Annotated in this window: 15 protein-coding genes and 1 other annotated feature; of the genes, 14 read left to right on the top strand and 1 reads right to left on the bottom strand. The window is 33.2% G+C overall.

The features are described from left to right. Positions 1 to 53: 53 nt before the first annotated feature. The 13 genes from rplT (at position 54) to D9V42_RS00760 (ending at position 13,450) form a co-directional block, all read left to right on the top strand. The gene (gene rplT, locus D9V42_RS00820) at positions 54 to 410 is read left to right on the top strand and encodes a 50S ribosomal protein L20 (protein ID WP_017724704.1); all 357 of its coding nucleotides are present in this window, start codon (positions 54 to 56) and stop codon (positions 408 to 410) included. Positions 411 to 621: 211 nt separating this feature from the next. After that, complete coding sequence (locus tag D9V42_RS00815; protein WP_122062489.1) at positions 622 to 1,233, top strand: NUDIX domain-containing protein; 612 nt, start codon at positions 622 to 624, stop codon at positions 1,231 to 1,233. A gap of 12 nt (positions 1,234 to 1,245) precedes the next feature. Beyond that, positions 1,246 to 2,169, top strand: a complete 924-nt coding sequence (locus tag D9V42_RS00810; RefSeq protein ID WP_122062487.1) for a hypothetical protein — start codon at positions 1,246 to 1,248, stop codon at positions 2,167 to 2,169. 167 nt (positions 2,170 to 2,336) lie between these two features. Next, on the top strand, positions 2,337 to 3,647 hold the full coding sequence (tig, locus tag D9V42_RS00805; protein WP_107555185.1) for a trigger factor: 1,311 nt from the start codon (positions 2,337 to 2,339) through the stop codon (positions 3,645 to 3,647). A gap of 185 nt (positions 3,648 to 3,832) precedes the next feature. Beyond that, positions 3,833 to 5,095: an ATP-dependent Clp protease ATP-binding subunit ClpX gene (clpX, locus tag D9V42_RS00800; RefSeq protein WP_039069378.1), complete on the top strand. Its 1,263-nt coding sequence runs from the start codon at positions 3,833 to 3,835 to the stop codon at positions 5,093 to 5,095. A gap of 273 nt (positions 5,096 to 5,368) precedes the next feature. Further along, complete coding sequence (gene yihA / locus D9V42_RS00795) at positions 5,369 to 5,956, top strand: ribosome biogenesis GTP-binding protein YihA/YsxC (protein WP_107555187.1); 588 nt, start codon at positions 5,369 to 5,371, stop codon at positions 5,954 to 5,956. A 173-nt stretch (positions 5,957 to 6,129) separates the two neighbouring features. Then, complete coding sequence (hemA, locus tag D9V42_RS00790) at positions 6,130 to 7,464, top strand: glutamyl-tRNA reductase (protein ID WP_107555188.1); 1,335 nt, start codon at positions 6,130 to 6,132, stop codon at positions 7,462 to 7,464. A 21-nt stretch (positions 7,465 to 7,485) separates the two neighbouring features. Further along, entirely contained in the window at positions 7,486 to 8,322 is an 837-nt protein-coding gene (locus D9V42_RS00785; protein WP_122062485.1) for a cytochrome C assembly family protein, read from the top strand. A 49-nt stretch (positions 8,323 to 8,371) separates the two neighbouring features. Beyond that, entirely contained in the window at positions 8,372 to 9,298 is a 927-nt protein-coding gene (gene hemC / locus D9V42_RS00780; RefSeq protein ID WP_122062806.1) for a hydroxymethylbilane synthase, read from the top strand. A gap of 18 nt (positions 9,299 to 9,316) precedes the next feature. Beyond that, positions 9,317 to 10,003, top strand: coding sequence for a uroporphyrinogen-III synthase (locus tag D9V42_RS00775; RefSeq protein WP_122062483.1), 687 nt, complete (start codon positions 9,317 to 9,319; stop codon positions 10,001 to 10,003). Continuing rightward, positions 9,993 to 10,973, top strand: coding sequence for a porphobilinogen synthase (gene hemB / locus D9V42_RS00770; RefSeq protein WP_122062482.1), 981 nt, complete (start codon positions 9,993 to 9,995; stop codon positions 10,971 to 10,973). The genes D9V42_RS00775 and hemB overlap by 11 nt, the downstream gene beginning before the upstream one ends. A gap of 13 nt (positions 10,974 to 10,986) precedes the next feature. Further along, a complete protein-coding gene (gene hemL, locus D9V42_RS00765) occupies positions 10,987 to 12,270 on the top strand; it encodes a glutamate-1-semialdehyde 2,1-aminomutase (RefSeq protein WP_107556335.1) in 1,284 nt (427 codons plus the stop codon). Positions 12,271 to 12,364: 94 nt separating this feature from the next. Next, positions 12,365 to 13,450, top strand: coding sequence for an AbrB family transcriptional regulator (locus D9V42_RS00760; RefSeq protein WP_122062804.1), 1,086 nt, complete (start codon positions 12,365 to 12,367; stop codon positions 13,448 to 13,450). A 157-nt stretch (positions 13,451 to 13,607) separates the two neighbouring features. On the opposite strand, the gene D9V42_RS00755 is transcribed toward D9V42_RS00760, so the two are convergent. Then, the gene (locus tag D9V42_RS00755) at positions 13,608 to 14,186 is read right to left on the bottom strand and encodes a DNA-3-methyladenine glycosylase I (RefSeq protein WP_122062480.1); all 579 of its coding nucleotides are present in this window, start codon (positions 14,184 to 14,186) and stop codon (positions 13,608 to 13,610) included. Positions 14,187 to 14,244: 58 nt separating this feature from the next. Further along, positions 14,245 to 14,487 (top strand) — a binding site (T-box leader). Positions 14,488 to 14,528: 41 nt separating this feature from the next. On the opposite strand from D9V42_RS00755, the gene D9V42_RS00750 reads away from it, so the two are divergent. Next, positions 14,529 to 17,159, top strand: coding sequence for a valine--tRNA ligase (locus D9V42_RS00750; RefSeq protein ID WP_122062478.1), 2,631 nt, complete (start codon positions 14,529 to 14,531; stop codon positions 17,157 to 17,159). Positions 17,160 to 17,164: the final 5 nt, after the last annotated feature.

The following is a 17,164-nucleotide window of genomic DNA, read 5'->3' as shown; positions in this document are numbered from 1 at the left end:
TGTCATAACGTATCAATTTGAAAGATTGAACATATTTAGAGGAGGAATTTATTATGCCACGAGTTAAAGGTGGAACAGTAACAAGAGCGCGTCGTAAAAAGACGATTAAATTAGCTAAAGGTTACTTCGGTTCAAAACGTACATTATATAAAGTTGCAAAACAACAAGTTATGAAATCAGGTCAATATGCATTCCGTGACCGTCGTCAAAGAAAGCGTGATTTCCGTAAATTATGGATTACACGTATCAACGCAGCAGCTCGTCAACACGACATGAGTTATTCAAGACTTATGAACGGTTTGAAAAAAGCTGAAATCGACATTAACCGTAAAATGCTTTCAGAAATTGCTATTTCAGACGAAAAAGCTTTCGCTGAGTTAGTAACTAAAGCTAAAGATGCTTTAAAATAGTATCTAATTATAGAGGGAGTGCGACAGAAATACTATTATAAAAAATAGATTTCTGTCGCGCTCCTTATTTTTTATTACGCGTTTTTAAATATATATGTGACATAAGCGCCGATGAATTGATTTAGTTGTATTTTAAGATACGAATTATCATTTTGATAAATAACCATCATTTGATAAAATAGCTTAGAAGTCATAAATGGAGGAGAAACTAATGTCTAAATTCGATGAAATGATTACAGTAGTTCCGAGAAAAATTTTATTTAATGATGAAAAGAATAAATTCAATGGTTTCTTAGATAAAAATACTGTTAAAGGGCAAGAAATTTTTGACACACTTTCTAAATTTGAAGTTAAACGTCGCGGAGATATGGAAGAAGATCCAGCATATAAGCAGTTAATTTCTTATTGTATATTGGAAAATGAAAACGATGAGTTATTAGTATACGAACGTTTATCTGGTGGAGGAGAATCCCGTTTGCACGGCCAATCATCTATTGGTGTAGGTGGCCATATGAATGATGTTAAAGGTGCCGAGTCAATTAATGAAGTGTTGAGAGTTAATGCGCAAAGAGAACTAGAAGAAGAAGTAGGCTTATCAGAAAGTAAGTCTCAGAATTTAGCTTACATAGGTTTTATCAATGATGATACGAATGAAGTTGGTGAGGTTCATCTAGGCGTTGTGTTCAAAATTCATGTAAACAGTAATGACGTAGAAGCTATGGAAACTGACACACTTCGTATAAAGTGGGTAGACCAAAGTAAAATTGAAGATTATGATGAGTTTGAAACATGGAGCGCTTTAATATTACAAGCTATAAAATAGGGGTGTCTGAAGATGTCTGATATCATTCCTTTTCCACGTTCAAAAGATAAATTAGTGAGAGAAATTAAGCAATCATTTAATGATAACGATTTTGAGCATACTTATGACTTATTTGAAGACTTTGAAGAACAATTTGAACTAGATGAACAAATGTCTTTACTAAAATGTTCAATGTTATATAAAATGGGACATTTTCTCGAACTACGTGAAGAAGCTATTATTTTATTAAAACAAGGCACGACTAAGTATGATGATTTGATGATGTATTATATTAAAAGTTTGAATGGTCTAGGACAGTATTTTGAAGTAGTGGAAGTTATTAACCAAATTATTGATGAAGTTCATGATCATAGAACACGTATGGAATTGTTTCCAATTAAAGAATATGCATTAAGCCAAATCGATAAACATAACGAACATGCTACACATATGTTGCAAAATTTCGAAGCTATCTCTCTTAGAGAACAAATCAATACTATTTTAACGTTAATTGACCATAGCCAATATAGATATCAGGGAACGATTGTCAATATTATCAATGAAATGAGCTTGCCACCCAATGTGGTAAGTATAATGCTTGAATATTTACTTTTTGGTGGTTACAATCAGACCATTCAAATTCAAAAATTTGGATTTAATATAGAAGTTGTTCCAGCCGAATTATCTGGTTTAGAACATACAGTGTTTAAAACAAATTTAATACCGCAAGTAATTGATCAAATTGAAGATAGTGCGCCACAAATGATGGAAGAGGCGCTTCGCTTAATGAATAATCATGCGATTTTATTTTATCCATTAGAATTAGAACGCATAGCATTAGAATCAGTATGGATTGAAGCATACGTAAATTATTTTAAATCTATGCTAGGTTTAGAAAGTTTAGATATGTCAAATGAAGTTGTGAAATTCATAACTAACATTGATAGTGTAGAATAATTAATCATTTGATTTTCGGGTAATGGAAGAAAGTAGTTATAACGAAAATTTTCAAGTTTACATTTTAAATCACGTGTTATAAACAGAGTGTTTGTGTAGAGCATAGACGTGTGCTATAATAGTGAAGTTGAAAAAATAAAATAGGATAATCATGGAGGTTTTTATACATGACAGCAACTTGGGAAAAAAAGGAAGGTAACGAAGGTGTTTTAACCGTTACAGTTCCAGCAGAAAAAGTAGACAAAGCAATTGATCAAGCTTTCAAAAAAGTGGTTAAACAAATAAACGTACCGGGCTTCCGTAAAGGGAAAGTACCTCGTCCAATCTTTGAACAACGCTTTGGTGTAGAAGCATTATATCAAGATGCAGTTGATATCTTATTACCAGAAGCTTATGGTGAAGCTATAGATGAAACTGGCATAAAACCAGTTGATCAACCAGAAATTAATGTAACATCTATTGAAAAAGGTAGCGAAATGACATTTGAAGCAAATGTTGTTGTAGAACCAGAAGTACAATTAGGTGATTACAAAGGTTTAGAAATTGAAAAACAAAACGTTGAACTAACTGATGAAGAATTACAAGAATCAATCGATCATCAATTAGGTCATTTAGCTGAAATGGTAGTTAAAGAAGACGGCGCTATTGAAAACGGCGACACTGTTAATATCGATTTCGACGGCTATGTTGATGGCGAACAATTTGAAGGTGGACAAGCTGAAGGCTATGATCTTGAAATTGGATCAGGTTCATTTATCCCAGGATTTGAAGAGCAATTAGTAGGCGTTAAAACTGGTGAAGAGAAAGACGTTAACGTTACTTTCCCAGAAGAATACCACGCTGAGGAATTAGCTGGCAAAGAAGCTACTTTCAAAACTAAAGTAAATGAAATTAAATTCAAAGATGTTCCAGAATTAACAGACGAAATTGCTAACGAATTAGACGCAGAAGCAAACACTGTTGACGAATTCAAAGAAAACTTACGCAAACGTCTAACTGAACAAAAAGAAACTGACGCTGAAAACAATCAAAAAGAAGAAGCAATTAACAAAGCAGCAAACAATGCTACAATTGATGTTCCAGAAGCAATGATTAACACTGAGTTAGACCGTATGGTTCAAGAATTTGGTCAACGTATGCAACAACAAGGTCTTAATCTAGAAACTTATTTCCAAATTTCTGGCCAAGATGAGTCACAATTAAGAGAGCAAATGAAAGATGATGCAGAAGAGCGTGTTAAAACAAACTTAACATTGACTGCTATCGCAGATGCTGAAGAAGTTGAAGTATCTGATGATGACATCGACAAAGAATTAGAAAAAATGAGTGGACAATTTAATATCTCTGTTGAAGATATTAAACAAACACTTGGTAATACTGACATTGTTAAAAACGATGTACGTATCCAAAAAGTGATTGACTTATTAGTTGATGAAGCTAAATTAGTAGAACCATCTAAAGATGACTCAGAAGCGTAACTAAATATAGAGTGAGCAAATTATTTTGTGAATTATATGTTAGTCGTTTAATATAGTAAACTAGTAGCAGATGCATTCAAAGATGTATCTGCTACACTATTTTGTGCAAATAACTTGTGAAAGGTGCAAGTTGCATATTAAAATACTATCTAGTATAGTCTTTAGGGAATAGGGGTGTAAATAGAATGTTCAAATTCAATGAAGATGAAGAAAATTTAAAATGCTCTTTCTGTGGCAAAGATCAAGACCAAGTAAAAAAATTAGTTGCAGGAAGTGGCGTGTATATTTGTAATGAATGTATTGAGCTATGCTCAGAAATTGTTGAAGAAGAATTAGCTCAAGCAGAACCTGAAGGTTTAACTGAATTACCAACACCTAAAGAAATTATGGACAAATTAAATGATTATGTAATTGGACAAGAGAAAGCTAAGAAATCATTAGCTGTTGCAGTTTATAATCACTATAAGCGTGTTCAACAGTTAGGTCCAAATGAGGATGAAGTTGAGCTACAAAAAAGTAACGTAGCTTTAATTGGTCCAACTGGTAGTGGTAAAACACTTTTAGCACAAACATTAGCTAAAACATTAAACGTTCCATTTGCGATTGCAGATGCTACTAGTTTAACTGAAGCTGGTTACGTCGGTGATGATGTTGAAAACATTTTACTCCGTTTAATACAAGCAGCAGATTTTGATGTAGATAAAGCTGAAAAAGGTATTATTTACGTCGATGAAATTGATAAAATTGCAAGAAAATCAGAAAACACATCAATTACCCGTGATGTTTCTGGTGAAGGTGTACAACAAGCCTTGCTTAAAATTTTAGAAGGTACAACTGCAAGCGTTCCGCCACAAGGTGGACGTAAACATCCAAACCAAGAATTAATACAAATTGATACAACAAATATCTTGTTTGTACTTGGTGGTGCGTTTGACGGAATAGACGAAGTTATCAAGCGTAGATTAGGTGAAAAAGTTATTGGTTTCTCAAGTAGTGAAGCTTCTAAATACGATGAAGATGCTATTCTTGAACAAATTAGACCAGAAGATTTACAATCATATGGTTTAATTCCTGAATTTATTGGTCGTGTGCCAATCGTAGCTAATCTTGAAACGTTAGACGTTGATGCATTGAAAAACATCTTAACGCAACCTAAAAATGCGTTGGTAAAACAATATACTAAAATGCTTGAACTAGATGATGTTGAGTTAGTGTTTACAGACGAAGCGTTATCTGCAATTAGTAACAAAGCAATAGAACGTAAAACAGGTGCACGTGGATTACGTTCAATTATTGAAGAAGCTTTAATTGACATTATGTATGATGTACCATCCACAGATGGCGTTGTAAAAGTTGTCATTACTGATCAAACAATAACTGAAGAAAAAGATCCTGAACTATACGATAAAGAGGGTAACCTTGTAAACAAGGAACAAACTTCTGCATAATTTATCTATAAATAAGAAAGCATTTATAGTGTATACTTTTTAAAAATATTCGTTTTTATAATGCAAACTTGGCATAAGAGGCAAACTTTGAAGTGAGTTTAAATACCATTTCAAATGCGTTTATTATTGTCAATATCATATTTGAGGCCGACACGTTTATGATGTCCGGCCTCATTTTTTATGAAAATAATACGATATTTAAAAAATACATATTCATATAAGACTTTGTGTAATATAATTAACAAGTGAATTTAGAAGAAAAGAGGGTCGATAATGAAAATTAATCCTAATGAAATAGAATTATTGATTAGTGCTGTGAAGCCAGAACAATACCCAGAAACTGGCTTAAGTGAAGTTGGCTTAAGTGGTAGATCTAATGTGGGGAAATCAACATTTATCAACAGTATGATTGGCAGAAAAAATATGGCGCGTACATCACAACAACCAGGTAAAACCCAAACACTGAATTTTTATAATATAGACAATCAACTTGTATTTGTAGACGTGCCTGGTTATGGGTATGCAAAAGTAAGTAAAAAACAACGTGAAGCTTTTGGAATAATGATAGAAAAATATATCTCACAAAGAGAAGAATTAAAATTAGTTATACAACTTGTAGATTTAAGACATAATCCGACTGAAGACGATGTTTTAATGTATAACTATTTAAAATATTATGAAATTCCAACTTTTGTAGTAGCTACAAAAGAAGATAAGATTGCTAAAGGTAAAGTACAAAAACATTTAGCTAATATACAGCAAAAATTAGAAATGGAACCTGAAGATGAAATTATAAGCTACTCTTCAATCAAAAATAATAATCAACAACAGATTTGGAATATTATTGCTAAATATCTTTAGTAATTATTAAAAAAATTATTACAACTATTAAGGATGAGTTGTATTTGAGTTTAATTATGACAACAATATGAATGTAAATTATAATTCTTCTAATTTACTGGTGCAAGTTACTTAACTCAAGCTATAATTGTGTTATAATTTACTTATTGTAATATGTATGGAGGGCGTTATAAATGCATTTAATTGCGGTTAGCATAAATCATCGCACAGCAGATGTAGCACTTAGAGAAAAAGTTGCTTTTAAGGATGATGCCATACGTTCAGCCAATGTTGGTTTATATGAAACGAAATCTATATTAGAAAACGTCATATTATCAACTTGTAATCGTACAGAAGTATATGCTGTAACAGATCAAATTCATACGGGGCGCTATTATATTCAAAGATTTTTAGCGAGATCATTTGGTTTTGAGGTTGAAGAAATTAAACAAATGACTGAAGTAAAAGTGGGGGACGATGCAGTAAAACATTTACTGCAAGTTACTTCAGGATTAGATTCTGTAGTTCTTGGAGAAACACAAATTCTTGGACAAATAAGAAATGCATTTTTTATTGCTCAAGAAGAAGATACAACAGGTACAATCTTTAATCATTTATTTAAACAAGCAATTACTTTTGCGAAAAAAGCACATAATGAAACAGATATTGCTGATAATGCAGTAAGTGTTTCATATGCTGCAGTTGAACTAAGTAAAAAAGTATTTGGCAAAATTAATAACAAGCAAGCTTTAATTATTGGTGCAGGGGATATGAGTGAACTATCACTCCTTAATTTAATCGGTTCAGGTGTAACAGATATCACGGTTGTAAATAGAACGTTGAGCAAAGCTCAAAATCTTGCAATGAAACATAACGTGAAATTTGAAGCAATGACATCTTTACCACAACTTTTAGCAAACGTGGACATAGTAATCAGTTCAACAAGTTCTGATGAATATATTGTAACGAATAAAATGTTGCAATCATGCGCGTCTGAACGTAAAAATGATTCTTTAGTATTAATTGATATTGCGGTTCCTAGAGATATTGAACCTACAATCGATGCAATAGAAGATGTGTTTAATTATGACGTTGATGACTTAAAAGGGTTGGTAGATGCCAATTTGAGAGAACGTCAAAATGCAGCTAATCAAATTATGCAAAGTATTCCAAATGAAATTGCAGCGCATAATGAGTGGGTGAATATGCTAGGTGTTGTTCCTGTTATTCGCGCACTAAGAGAAAAAGCAATGAACATTCAAGAAGACACTATGGATAGTTTAGATCGCAAATTACCTGGATTATCAGAAAGAGAACGAAAAATAATCTCAAAACACACGAAAAGTATTATCAATCAAATGTTGAAAGATCCTATAAAACAAGCTAAAGAATTAAGTAGTGATAAGAAAAGTACCGAAAAATTAGAGCTATTTCAAAACATTTTTGACATTGAGGCTGAAAATGCATATGAACCTAAAAAGGAAACTACTAACAAGGTGGTAAACAGCCAAATATTGAGTTTTGAATAAGCATATTCAAATGGTGATGATATGCAAGAAATTATGTTCATAAGGTTAAATGAACTTATATTATTATTTTATTTTTTTAGTATCGCTTGTTACTTTTTTGATTTTATCAAAAAGTTTTATAAAGTAAGAAGAATTGGATTTGTTACATTAGGGATTGTTTGGGTGTTACAAACAATCTCTTTATCATTTTATATTAATGCTACGAAACAAGTACCCTTAGGTAATATTTTTGATGTGTTTTTCGCATTAGCATGGTTGATTATTTCTATTTCTATTGTGATTAGTGTCATTAAGCAAATAGATTTTTCGATTTTTTTATTCAACTTAATAGGTTTTGTCTTTATTGCGATGAGTACCTTTCAACCAATGCATTATCATGGTACAGGTGAAAAATTAAATCTAATCAACGAATTGCTTATTGTACATGTCACATTTGCCATTATTAGTTACGCACTATTTGCTTTTGCCTTTGTAAATAGCATTTTATACTTAATTCAGTATAAAAATTTAAAACAAAAGCGATTTGATCAAAAATATTTTAGAATAGCAAGCGTTGCCACGCTGGAGCAAATTGTATTCTATAGTAGTTTAATTGGTTTTTTATTTATCATTTTAAGTATTATCTTAGGTGCTCAGTGGGGATTCAATGCTTTAGGATTGAATATTTTGATTGATCCTAAAGTAGTTATGTCGATAATTATTACTTTGCTATATGGTATTTTTATCATTTTTAGAGTGAAACATACGTTGACTAAACATAAATTAATTTATTTTAATATCATCTTATTTTGTCTGAGTATGATAAATTTATTTTTTGCTTCACATGTTTCTGATTTTCATCAATGGACAGGGATATAATTATAAAATTTAAATGATAAATCGTTGTATTTTTAGGAGGTTGCGCATGATGCGTAAGTTAGTCGTTGGTTCAAGAAGAAGTAAATTAGCATTGACACAAAGCCAACAGTTTATAGATAATTTAAAAGCAATAGAGCCGGATTTAGATATTGAGATTAAAGAAATAGTAACAAAAGGCGATCGGATAATAGATAAACAGCTATCAAAAGTTGGTGGCAAAGGATTATTTGTTAAAGAAATACAAAACGAATTATTCGACCATTCAATAGATATGGCGATTCATTCTTTAAAAGATGTACCAAGTGTTATACCTGAAGGTTTAACATTAGGTTGTATACCAGATCGTGAAAATCCATATGACGCCTATATAGCCAAAAATCACATTCAATTGGATGAACTTCCAGCCAATAGTATTGTAGGTACTAGTTCATTACGCCGTGGCGCACAAATTCTAGCAAAATACCCGAATCTACAAATTAAATGGATTCGAGGTAACATTGATACGCGATTAAGTAAATTGGAAACTGAAGATTATGATGCTATTATTCTTGCTGCTGCTGGTCTTAAACGTATGGGGTGGTCTGATGATATCGTCACGACTTACTTAGATAAAGAAACCTTAATCCCTGCAATCGGACAAGGTGCCTTAGGTATTGAGTGTCGTTCAGATGACAAAGAGTTGCTAGATTTGTTAAGCAAAGTTCACAACAGTGATGTAGCTTCATGTGTGACTGCTGAAAGAACATTTTTAACGCGTATGAACGGTAGTTGCCAAGTGCCTATCGGTGGCTATGCAACTAAAGAAAGTGATGGTACAATTGAGTTCACCGGATTAATTATGTCACCTGATGGCAAAGAACGTTATGAACACACAGAGCGTGGTACAAATCCAGTTGAACTCGGGGAAAAAGTTACTGAAGTATTAAATGCGCAAGGCGCTTACGAAATAATTAAAGCACTAAACGAAGAACAATAATCCTTCGAGGTGAAAATAATGAGACCAGTTATAGTTATGACACAAACCAGTGAATTTAAAAGAAATGATGCATGTATCTTACACAGACCATTTATCCGTGTAGAGCCATTATCTTTTGACTTAAATTTATTGAATGTGAACTATGACTGGCTTATTTTTTCGTCCAAAAATGCGGTAAAGTTTTTTCAACCATATCTAAAACATGTTAGTGTAGATAAAATAGCAGTTATTGGTGAGAAAACTGCAAACTACTGCAAATCATTGGGATTAAAGGTGTCTTTCTGCCCAAAAGACTATTCTCAAGAGGGATTTCTTGAATCGTTTTGTGCCGATGAAGGTAGTAAAATTTTGTTGCCTTCAAGTGATGCGGCCAGGCCTTTATTACAAGAGGAATTGTATAATCAAAATTATATAGTTCAGAAAATTGACTTGTATAAACCAGTTCCACATACTGAAAATATCAGTGATGTTAAAATGATGATTAAAAAAGGTGAAATAGATGCTGTAGCTTTTGCAAGCTCATCAGCTGTACGTTACTATTTTAATCATGAAATGACAGTGAACTTTGACCATTATTTTGTAATTGGTCTACAAACATTGGAAACATTACATCAATATCATGCTAAAGCCATGGTATCAGACATTCAAACGCTAGAATCATTAGTTAGCAAAATAATAGAAAGTTGGGAAACAAATGCAATTTGATAGACATAGAAGATTACGTAGTAGTAAATCAATGAGAAGTATGGTGCGTGAAACACATATAAGAAAAGAAGATTTAATTTATCCTATTTTTGTTGTTGAGCGTGATAATGTTAAAGAAGAAATCAAATCAATGCCAGGTATTTATCAAATAAGTTTAAATTTACTTGGTGATGAAATTAAAGAAGCTTATAATTTAGGTATTAGAGGTATTATGTTTTTCGGTGTTCCAAATGAAAAGGATGCTGTAGGTACTGGCGCTTATGACCATAACGGTATCATACAAGAAGCCACTAGAAAAGCAAAATCAATGTATAGTGATTTACTAATTGTAGCAGATACATGTCTATGCGAATATACAGACCATGGACACTGTGGAGTGATCAATGAAGAAACGAAAGATGTCGACAATGATAAATCATTACCATTACTAGTAAAAACTGCAATCTCTCAAGTTGAAGCAGGAGCTGACATCATTGCCCCAAGTAATATGATGGATGGCTTTGTAGCAGAGATTCGTGAAGGCTTAGATCAAGCAGGTTATCATAATATACCTATTATGAGTTATGGAATTAAATATTCATCAAGTTTCTTCGGACCATTCCGTGATGCTGCTGAATCTGCACCACAATTTGGCGACCGTAAAACATACCAAATGGATCCAGCAAATCGTAGAGAAGCTTTAAGAGAATTAGAAAGTGACTTAAATGAAGGTGCAGATATGATGATAGTTAAACCTGCATTAAGCTTTTTAGATATTATTAGAGACGTCAGAAACACAACAAATGTACCCGTCGTTGCATATAATGTAAGTGGCGAATATAGTATGACTAAAGCTGCATCAATTAATGGATGGATAGATGAAAAAGCAGTGGTGATGGAACAAATGGTTTCTATGAAACGTGCAGGTGCAGATATGATTATCACTTATTTCTCAAAAGACATTTGTCGATATTTAGATGAAGAACAGTAGGAGGATGGATACAATGCGTTACAGTAATTCTGAAAAAGCAATGGAAGCAGCAGAACATTTAATGCCTGGTGGTGTAAATAGTCCAGTTAGAGCCTTTAAATCTGTAGATACACCAGCAATTTTTATGGATCATGGTGAAGGTTCAAGGATATATGATATTGACGGCAATGCTTATATTGATTATGTACTAAGTTGGGGGCCATTAATTTTAGGCCATAAAAACAAGCAAGTAATTGATAAAATTCATGAGGCGGTAGATAAGGGTACAAGTTTTGGTGCCTCAACAACACAAGAGAATAAATTAGCAGAACTTGTTATAGATCGAGTTCCATCTATTGAAAAGGTACGTATGGTATCATCTGGTACAGAGGCGACACTAGATACTTTGCGTTTAGCACGTGGTTATACTGGAAAAAATAAAATCATTAAATTTATTGGTTGTTATCATGGTCATAGTGACTCTTTACTAATTAAAGCTGGTTCGGGCGTTGCGACTTTAGGTTTACCAGATTCTCCAGGCGTACCAGAAGGGATCGCTAAGAATACAATTACAGTCCCTTATAATGATTTAGAGGCAATTAAAGTTGCATTTGAAGAATTTGGCGACGACATTGCAGGCGTAATTGTAGAACCCGTTGCAGGTAATATGGGTGTCGTACCACCGATCGAAGGCTTTTTACAAGGTTTAAGAGATATTACAACTGAATATGGCTCATTATTAATTTTTGATGAAGTTATGACAGGCTTTAGAGTGGGCTATAATTGTGCTCAAGGATATTTTAATGTGACACCAGACTTAACTTGTTTAGGTAAAGTCATTGGGGGAGGTCTACCAGTAGGTGCTTTTGGTGGTAAAAAAGAAATCATGGATCATATTGCCCCAGCTGGTGACATCTATCAAGCTGGTACCTTATCAGGTAATCCATTAGCTATGACTAGTGGTTATGAAACATTAGTGCAACTTAAACCAGAAACATATGATTATTTTAATAAATTAGGTGACCAATTAGAAGCAGGATTAAAAGCAGTGTTTGCAAAACATAATGTGCCAATCACTGTAAATCGAGCAGGTTCTATGATAGGATATTTCTTGAATGAAGGGCCTGTTACAAACTTTGAAGAAGCAAACAATAGTGACTTAGAAATGTTTAGTCAAATGTACAGAGAAATGGCGAATGAGGGTATATTTTTACCGCCATCACAGTTTGAAGGTACATTTCTTTCAACCGCGCACACCGAAGAAGATATTCAACAAACTATAGAAGCGTTCGACACTGCTCTAAGTCGAATTGTATAAAGCTTAAATTATGCCCGAACAACCAATGCGTTGATCGGGTTTTAATATGGATAGCTCAGTTAAGTATGACGATAACTATGAAAGTTGTGAGAACATGAGTAAGCAATTAAGAAATAATATCATCGTTTTATTGCTAGCTATTTTATTAAGTCTAATCTTAAATGCAGCAAATATATTGTTACCATTTATGTTTGGACCTATAATTGCCAGTGTCATTTGTGTTAGATGCTTTCACATGGAAGTTGAATGGCCGTTTTGGCTAAGTCAAATTGGGTTGGTATTATTAGGTGTCCAAATAGGATCAACTTTTACTGAAAATGTAATATTTGATATCAAAGATGATTGGCTGACCATCATATTAATCACAGTTATGCTGTTAGGACTTGCATTAATAATAGCCTTTTTCTTTAAAAAAATTGCTAATGTAAATACTGAAACTGCAATTTTAAGTGTGATTCCAGGTGCGTTAAGTCAAATGCTAATAATGGCAGAGGAAAATAAGAAAGCGAATATTATGGTCGTCAGTTTAACGCAAACATCAAGAATTATATTTGTTGTTATTCTTGTACCATTTATTTCGTATTTCTTTCAAGGCAGTGGTGATAATCGTTCTGCGAAGGATAGTGTAGTCAATACACTAACCGAAGCATTGACTATTCCCAATATACTTTTATTAGCACTTGCAGTATTTTTAGTATATGTCATTATGGGGAAAATTAATTTTCCGACCAGACAATTACTTGCACCGATATTAGTGCTTATCTGTTGGAATTTATTAACTGGCGTTACATTTACCCTAGACAATTATATTATTGCGGCAGCACAAGTTATTTATATGATACGTATTGGTATACAAATTGCTAAATTATTAGACCAAATGAAAGGTAGAATTGCTGTAGCAATTGCATTTCAAAATATACTATTAATATTATTGACTTTTGTAATGGTACTATTTATTGCAATGGTTTCCGACCATTCTGTTAATGAATTGTTTTTAGGTGCTGCGCCAGGCGGTATGAGTCAAATCGTATTAGTTGCAATTGAAACTGGTGCAGATGTAGCATTGATTTCAAGTTATCACATCTTTAGAATATTCTTCATACTATTTCTAATTGCTCCTTTACTAAGTTATTTCCTAAAATACAGAGTAGCGAAAGATTCTATTAATAAGAAATCTTAAAAATTACGATGAAATATAATAAAACCACAGTAAACACTATGCGTTTGCTGTGGTTTTATCTATAAATGATAAATGTAGAACGTATTTTCAACTATACCAGTAGTGTAATGGAAAATCTTAATAAGTAAGGTGGTCTGTTAAGATTTTCGCAAAGGATTTAATCGAACCCTTTTCCGTTATATACTTTAGGATTATTCGGACAACTTTGAAGATGTGCGTTGTATAGGCCTGCAGCTTCTAAAAAAGAAAAAACAGTAACAGGACCTAAAAATTTAAAACCATATTTTTTAAGTTGCTTTGAAAGTTTTGTAGCACGTTCATCTACTGTAATGCGATCATGTGGCGAAACGTAGGCGCAATCAATCGGCTTATAATCTACAAAGGACCATAAAAAGTCACTAAAGCTACCATAATCATTTTCTATATCGAAATAACCTTGTGCTTGGCTAACGATTGCTTCAATCTTTTTACGATTATGGACGATATTGGGAAAAGTCATTAACCGATCAACATCTTCAGTTGTCATTTTTGAAATTTTAGTTGGATCAAAGTTATAAAAAGCTTGTTCGTAAGATTCTTTTTTCTTTAAAATAGTTAACCATGAAAGACCTGCATGTTGTGATTCAAGTGCAATTAATTTAAATAATTTCAAACTATCATAAATAGGTTGTCCCCATTCCTCATCGTGATAATGGATGTAAAGTGGATCTTTTGTTCCAAATGCGCATTCATTCATAAATTTCACTCCAGTGCATTGACTTATTTTAACATCCATTATACTATAATTAAGTAAAAGAATATTGTCTACTGGGAAGAGTAAATAAGCTGAAATTTAGAAGAGAGTACATGGTTGGTGTAAATGTATAATTTAACTTATTGAAGGTAGCCCACATTGAACTTTAGCTGAAATATAATGCTCTTACATAATTATAGTATAGGCTAAAGCGTGTTTGAGCGTTAATCATATAATTAAGTGCTTGAAATTATATTTATAATTTCTTGAATTTAGGTGGTACCACGGAATATCCGTCCTATATTGATAGGGCGGATATTTTTATTTTAAGGAGGATTTTAACGAATGGAAATGAAACCAAAATATAATCCGAACGAAGTCGAGTCCGGACGTTATGACCAATGGGTTAACAATGGTTATTTTAAAGCGACAGAAGATAGTTCAAAAGAGACATATACAATTGTAATTCCACCACCAAACGTAACTGGTAAATTACATTTAGGGCATGCGTGGGATACGACATTACAAGATATATTAACGCGAATGAAACGGATGCAAGGCTATGATACTTTATATTTACCAGGCATGGATCATGCAGGTATTGCTACGCAAGCAAAAGTAGAAGCAAAGTTAAATGAACAAGGTTTATCAAGACATGATTTAGGTCGAGAAAAATTCCTTGAACAAGCTTGGGATTGGAAAGAAGAATACGCTACTTTTATTAGAGAACAGTGGGCAAAATTAGGTCTAGGCTTAGATTATAGCAGAGAGCGTTTCACGTTAGATGAAGGTTTAAGTAAAGCTGTGAAAAAAGTATTCGTTGATATGTACAATAAAGGTTTGATATATCGTGGTGAATATATTATAAATTGGGATCCAATCGCACGTACTGCTTTATCTGACATTGAAGTAATACATGAAGATGTTGAAGGTAAGTTTTACCATTTTAAATATCCATATGCAGATGGTAATGGATTTATTGAAATTGCTACAACACGTCCTGAAACCATGTTAGGTGATACTGCGATTGTCGTAAATCCTAATGACGAGCGTTATAAAGATGTTATTGGGAAGAAGGTAATTTTACCTATCATTGGTAGGGAACTACCAATATTAGCAGATGAATATGTTGATATTGAATTTGGTAGTGGTGCGATGAAAGTAACACCAGCACATGATCCTAATGACTTTGAAATAGGTAATCGCCATGAGTTAGAACGCATTATTGTAATGGATGAATCTGGCAAAATGAATGATAAAGCTGGTAAATATCAAGGCATGGATCGATTTGATTGTCGTGAACAATTAGTGAAAGATCTAGAGGCTGAAGAACTTGTTATTAAAATTGAGGCACATGAACATTCAGTAGGTCATTCAGAGCGTTCTGGCGCAGTTGTAGAACCATATTTATCAACACAATGGTTTGTTAAAATGAAGCCACTTGCTGAGCAAGCATTGGATAATCAAAAAACAGACGATAGAATTGATTTTGTTCCTGCGCGTTTTGAAAAAACGTTTAATCGTTGGATGGAAGAGATTAGAGACTGGACGATATCACGTCAACTTTGGTGGGGGCACCAAATTCCAGCTTGGTACCATAAAGAAACAGGCGAAATTTATGTAGGTGAATCAGCGCCTGAAGATATTGAAAATTGGACTCAAGATGAAGATGTATTAGATACTTGGTTCTCAAGTGCATTATGGCCATTTTCAACATTAGGTTGGCCAGATACAGAAGCTGAAGACTTCCAACGTTACTTCCCAACGAATGCATTAGTAACTGGATATGATATTATCTTCTTCTGGGTTGCAAGAATGATATTCCAAGGTTTAGAATTTACTGGAAAACGTCCTTTTAATGATGTATTATTACATGGATTAGTCCGTGCGGAAGACGGTAGGAAGATGAGTAAATCACTTGGCAATGGTGTAGATCCTATGGATGTCATTGATGAGTATGGTGCAGACAGCTTAAGATACTTCCTTGCCACTGGTTCATCTCCTGGTCATGATTTACGTTATTCTACTGAAAAAGTTGAATCTGTGTGGAATTTCATTAATAAAATATGGAATGCTGCGAGATTTAGTATTATGAATATTGGTGAAGACTTTAAGGTAGAAGATGTAGATTTATCAGGCAACCTTTCTCTTGCGGATAAGTGGATTTTAACTCGATTAAATGAAACCATTGCAAATGTTACAGATTTAAGTGATAAATATGAATTTGGTGAGGTTGGTCGTACCCTTTATAACTTTATTTGGGATGAATTCTGTGATTGGTATATCGAAATGAGTAAGATACCTATGAACGGTGAAGATGAAGCGCAAAAACAAGTTACACGTTCAGTACTTACGTATGTACTTGATAACACAATGAGAATGTTACACCCATTTATGCCTTTTGTTACAGAGCAAATTTGGCAAAACCTACCTCATGAAGGTGAAACAATTGTAAATGCATCTTGGCCAAAAGTGAACGACGAACTCACATTTGATGATAGTAAAGAAACGATGCAACAACTTGTTGAAATTATTAAATCAGTTAGACAATCACGTCTTGAAGTAGATACGCCACTTTCAAAGGCAATTCCAATCTTTATTAAAGCAAAAGATGACAATATCAAAGAGACGTTGTTAAACAACTCGAATTATATCGATAGATTCTGTCATCCGAGTGAATTGACAATTGATATGGATATTGAAATTCCTGAAAAAGCCATGACCTCTGTTACGACTGCTGGTGAAGTTGTGTTACCATTAGAAGGTCTAATAGATATGGATAAAGAAATTGAGCGTTTAGAGAATGAACTCTTGAAATGGGAAAAAGAGCTCGACCGCGTTAATAAGAAATTAGCAAATGAAAACTTCGTCAATAAAGCACCTGAAAAAGTTATTAATGAAGAACGTGAGAAAAAACAAACATATCAAGAAAAATATGATGGTGTGAAATTACGAATTAATCAATTAAAAGCATAGGAGTC

This window comes from Staphylococcus pseudoxylosus, assembly GCF_003697915.1.
GTDB classification, from domain to species: Bacteria; Bacillota; Bacilli; order Staphylococcales; family Staphylococcaceae; genus Staphylococcus; species Staphylococcus pseudoxylosus.
Note: the sequence above shows the minus strand (reverse complement) of the source record. Positions and strands in the feature narration are given on the sequence as shown.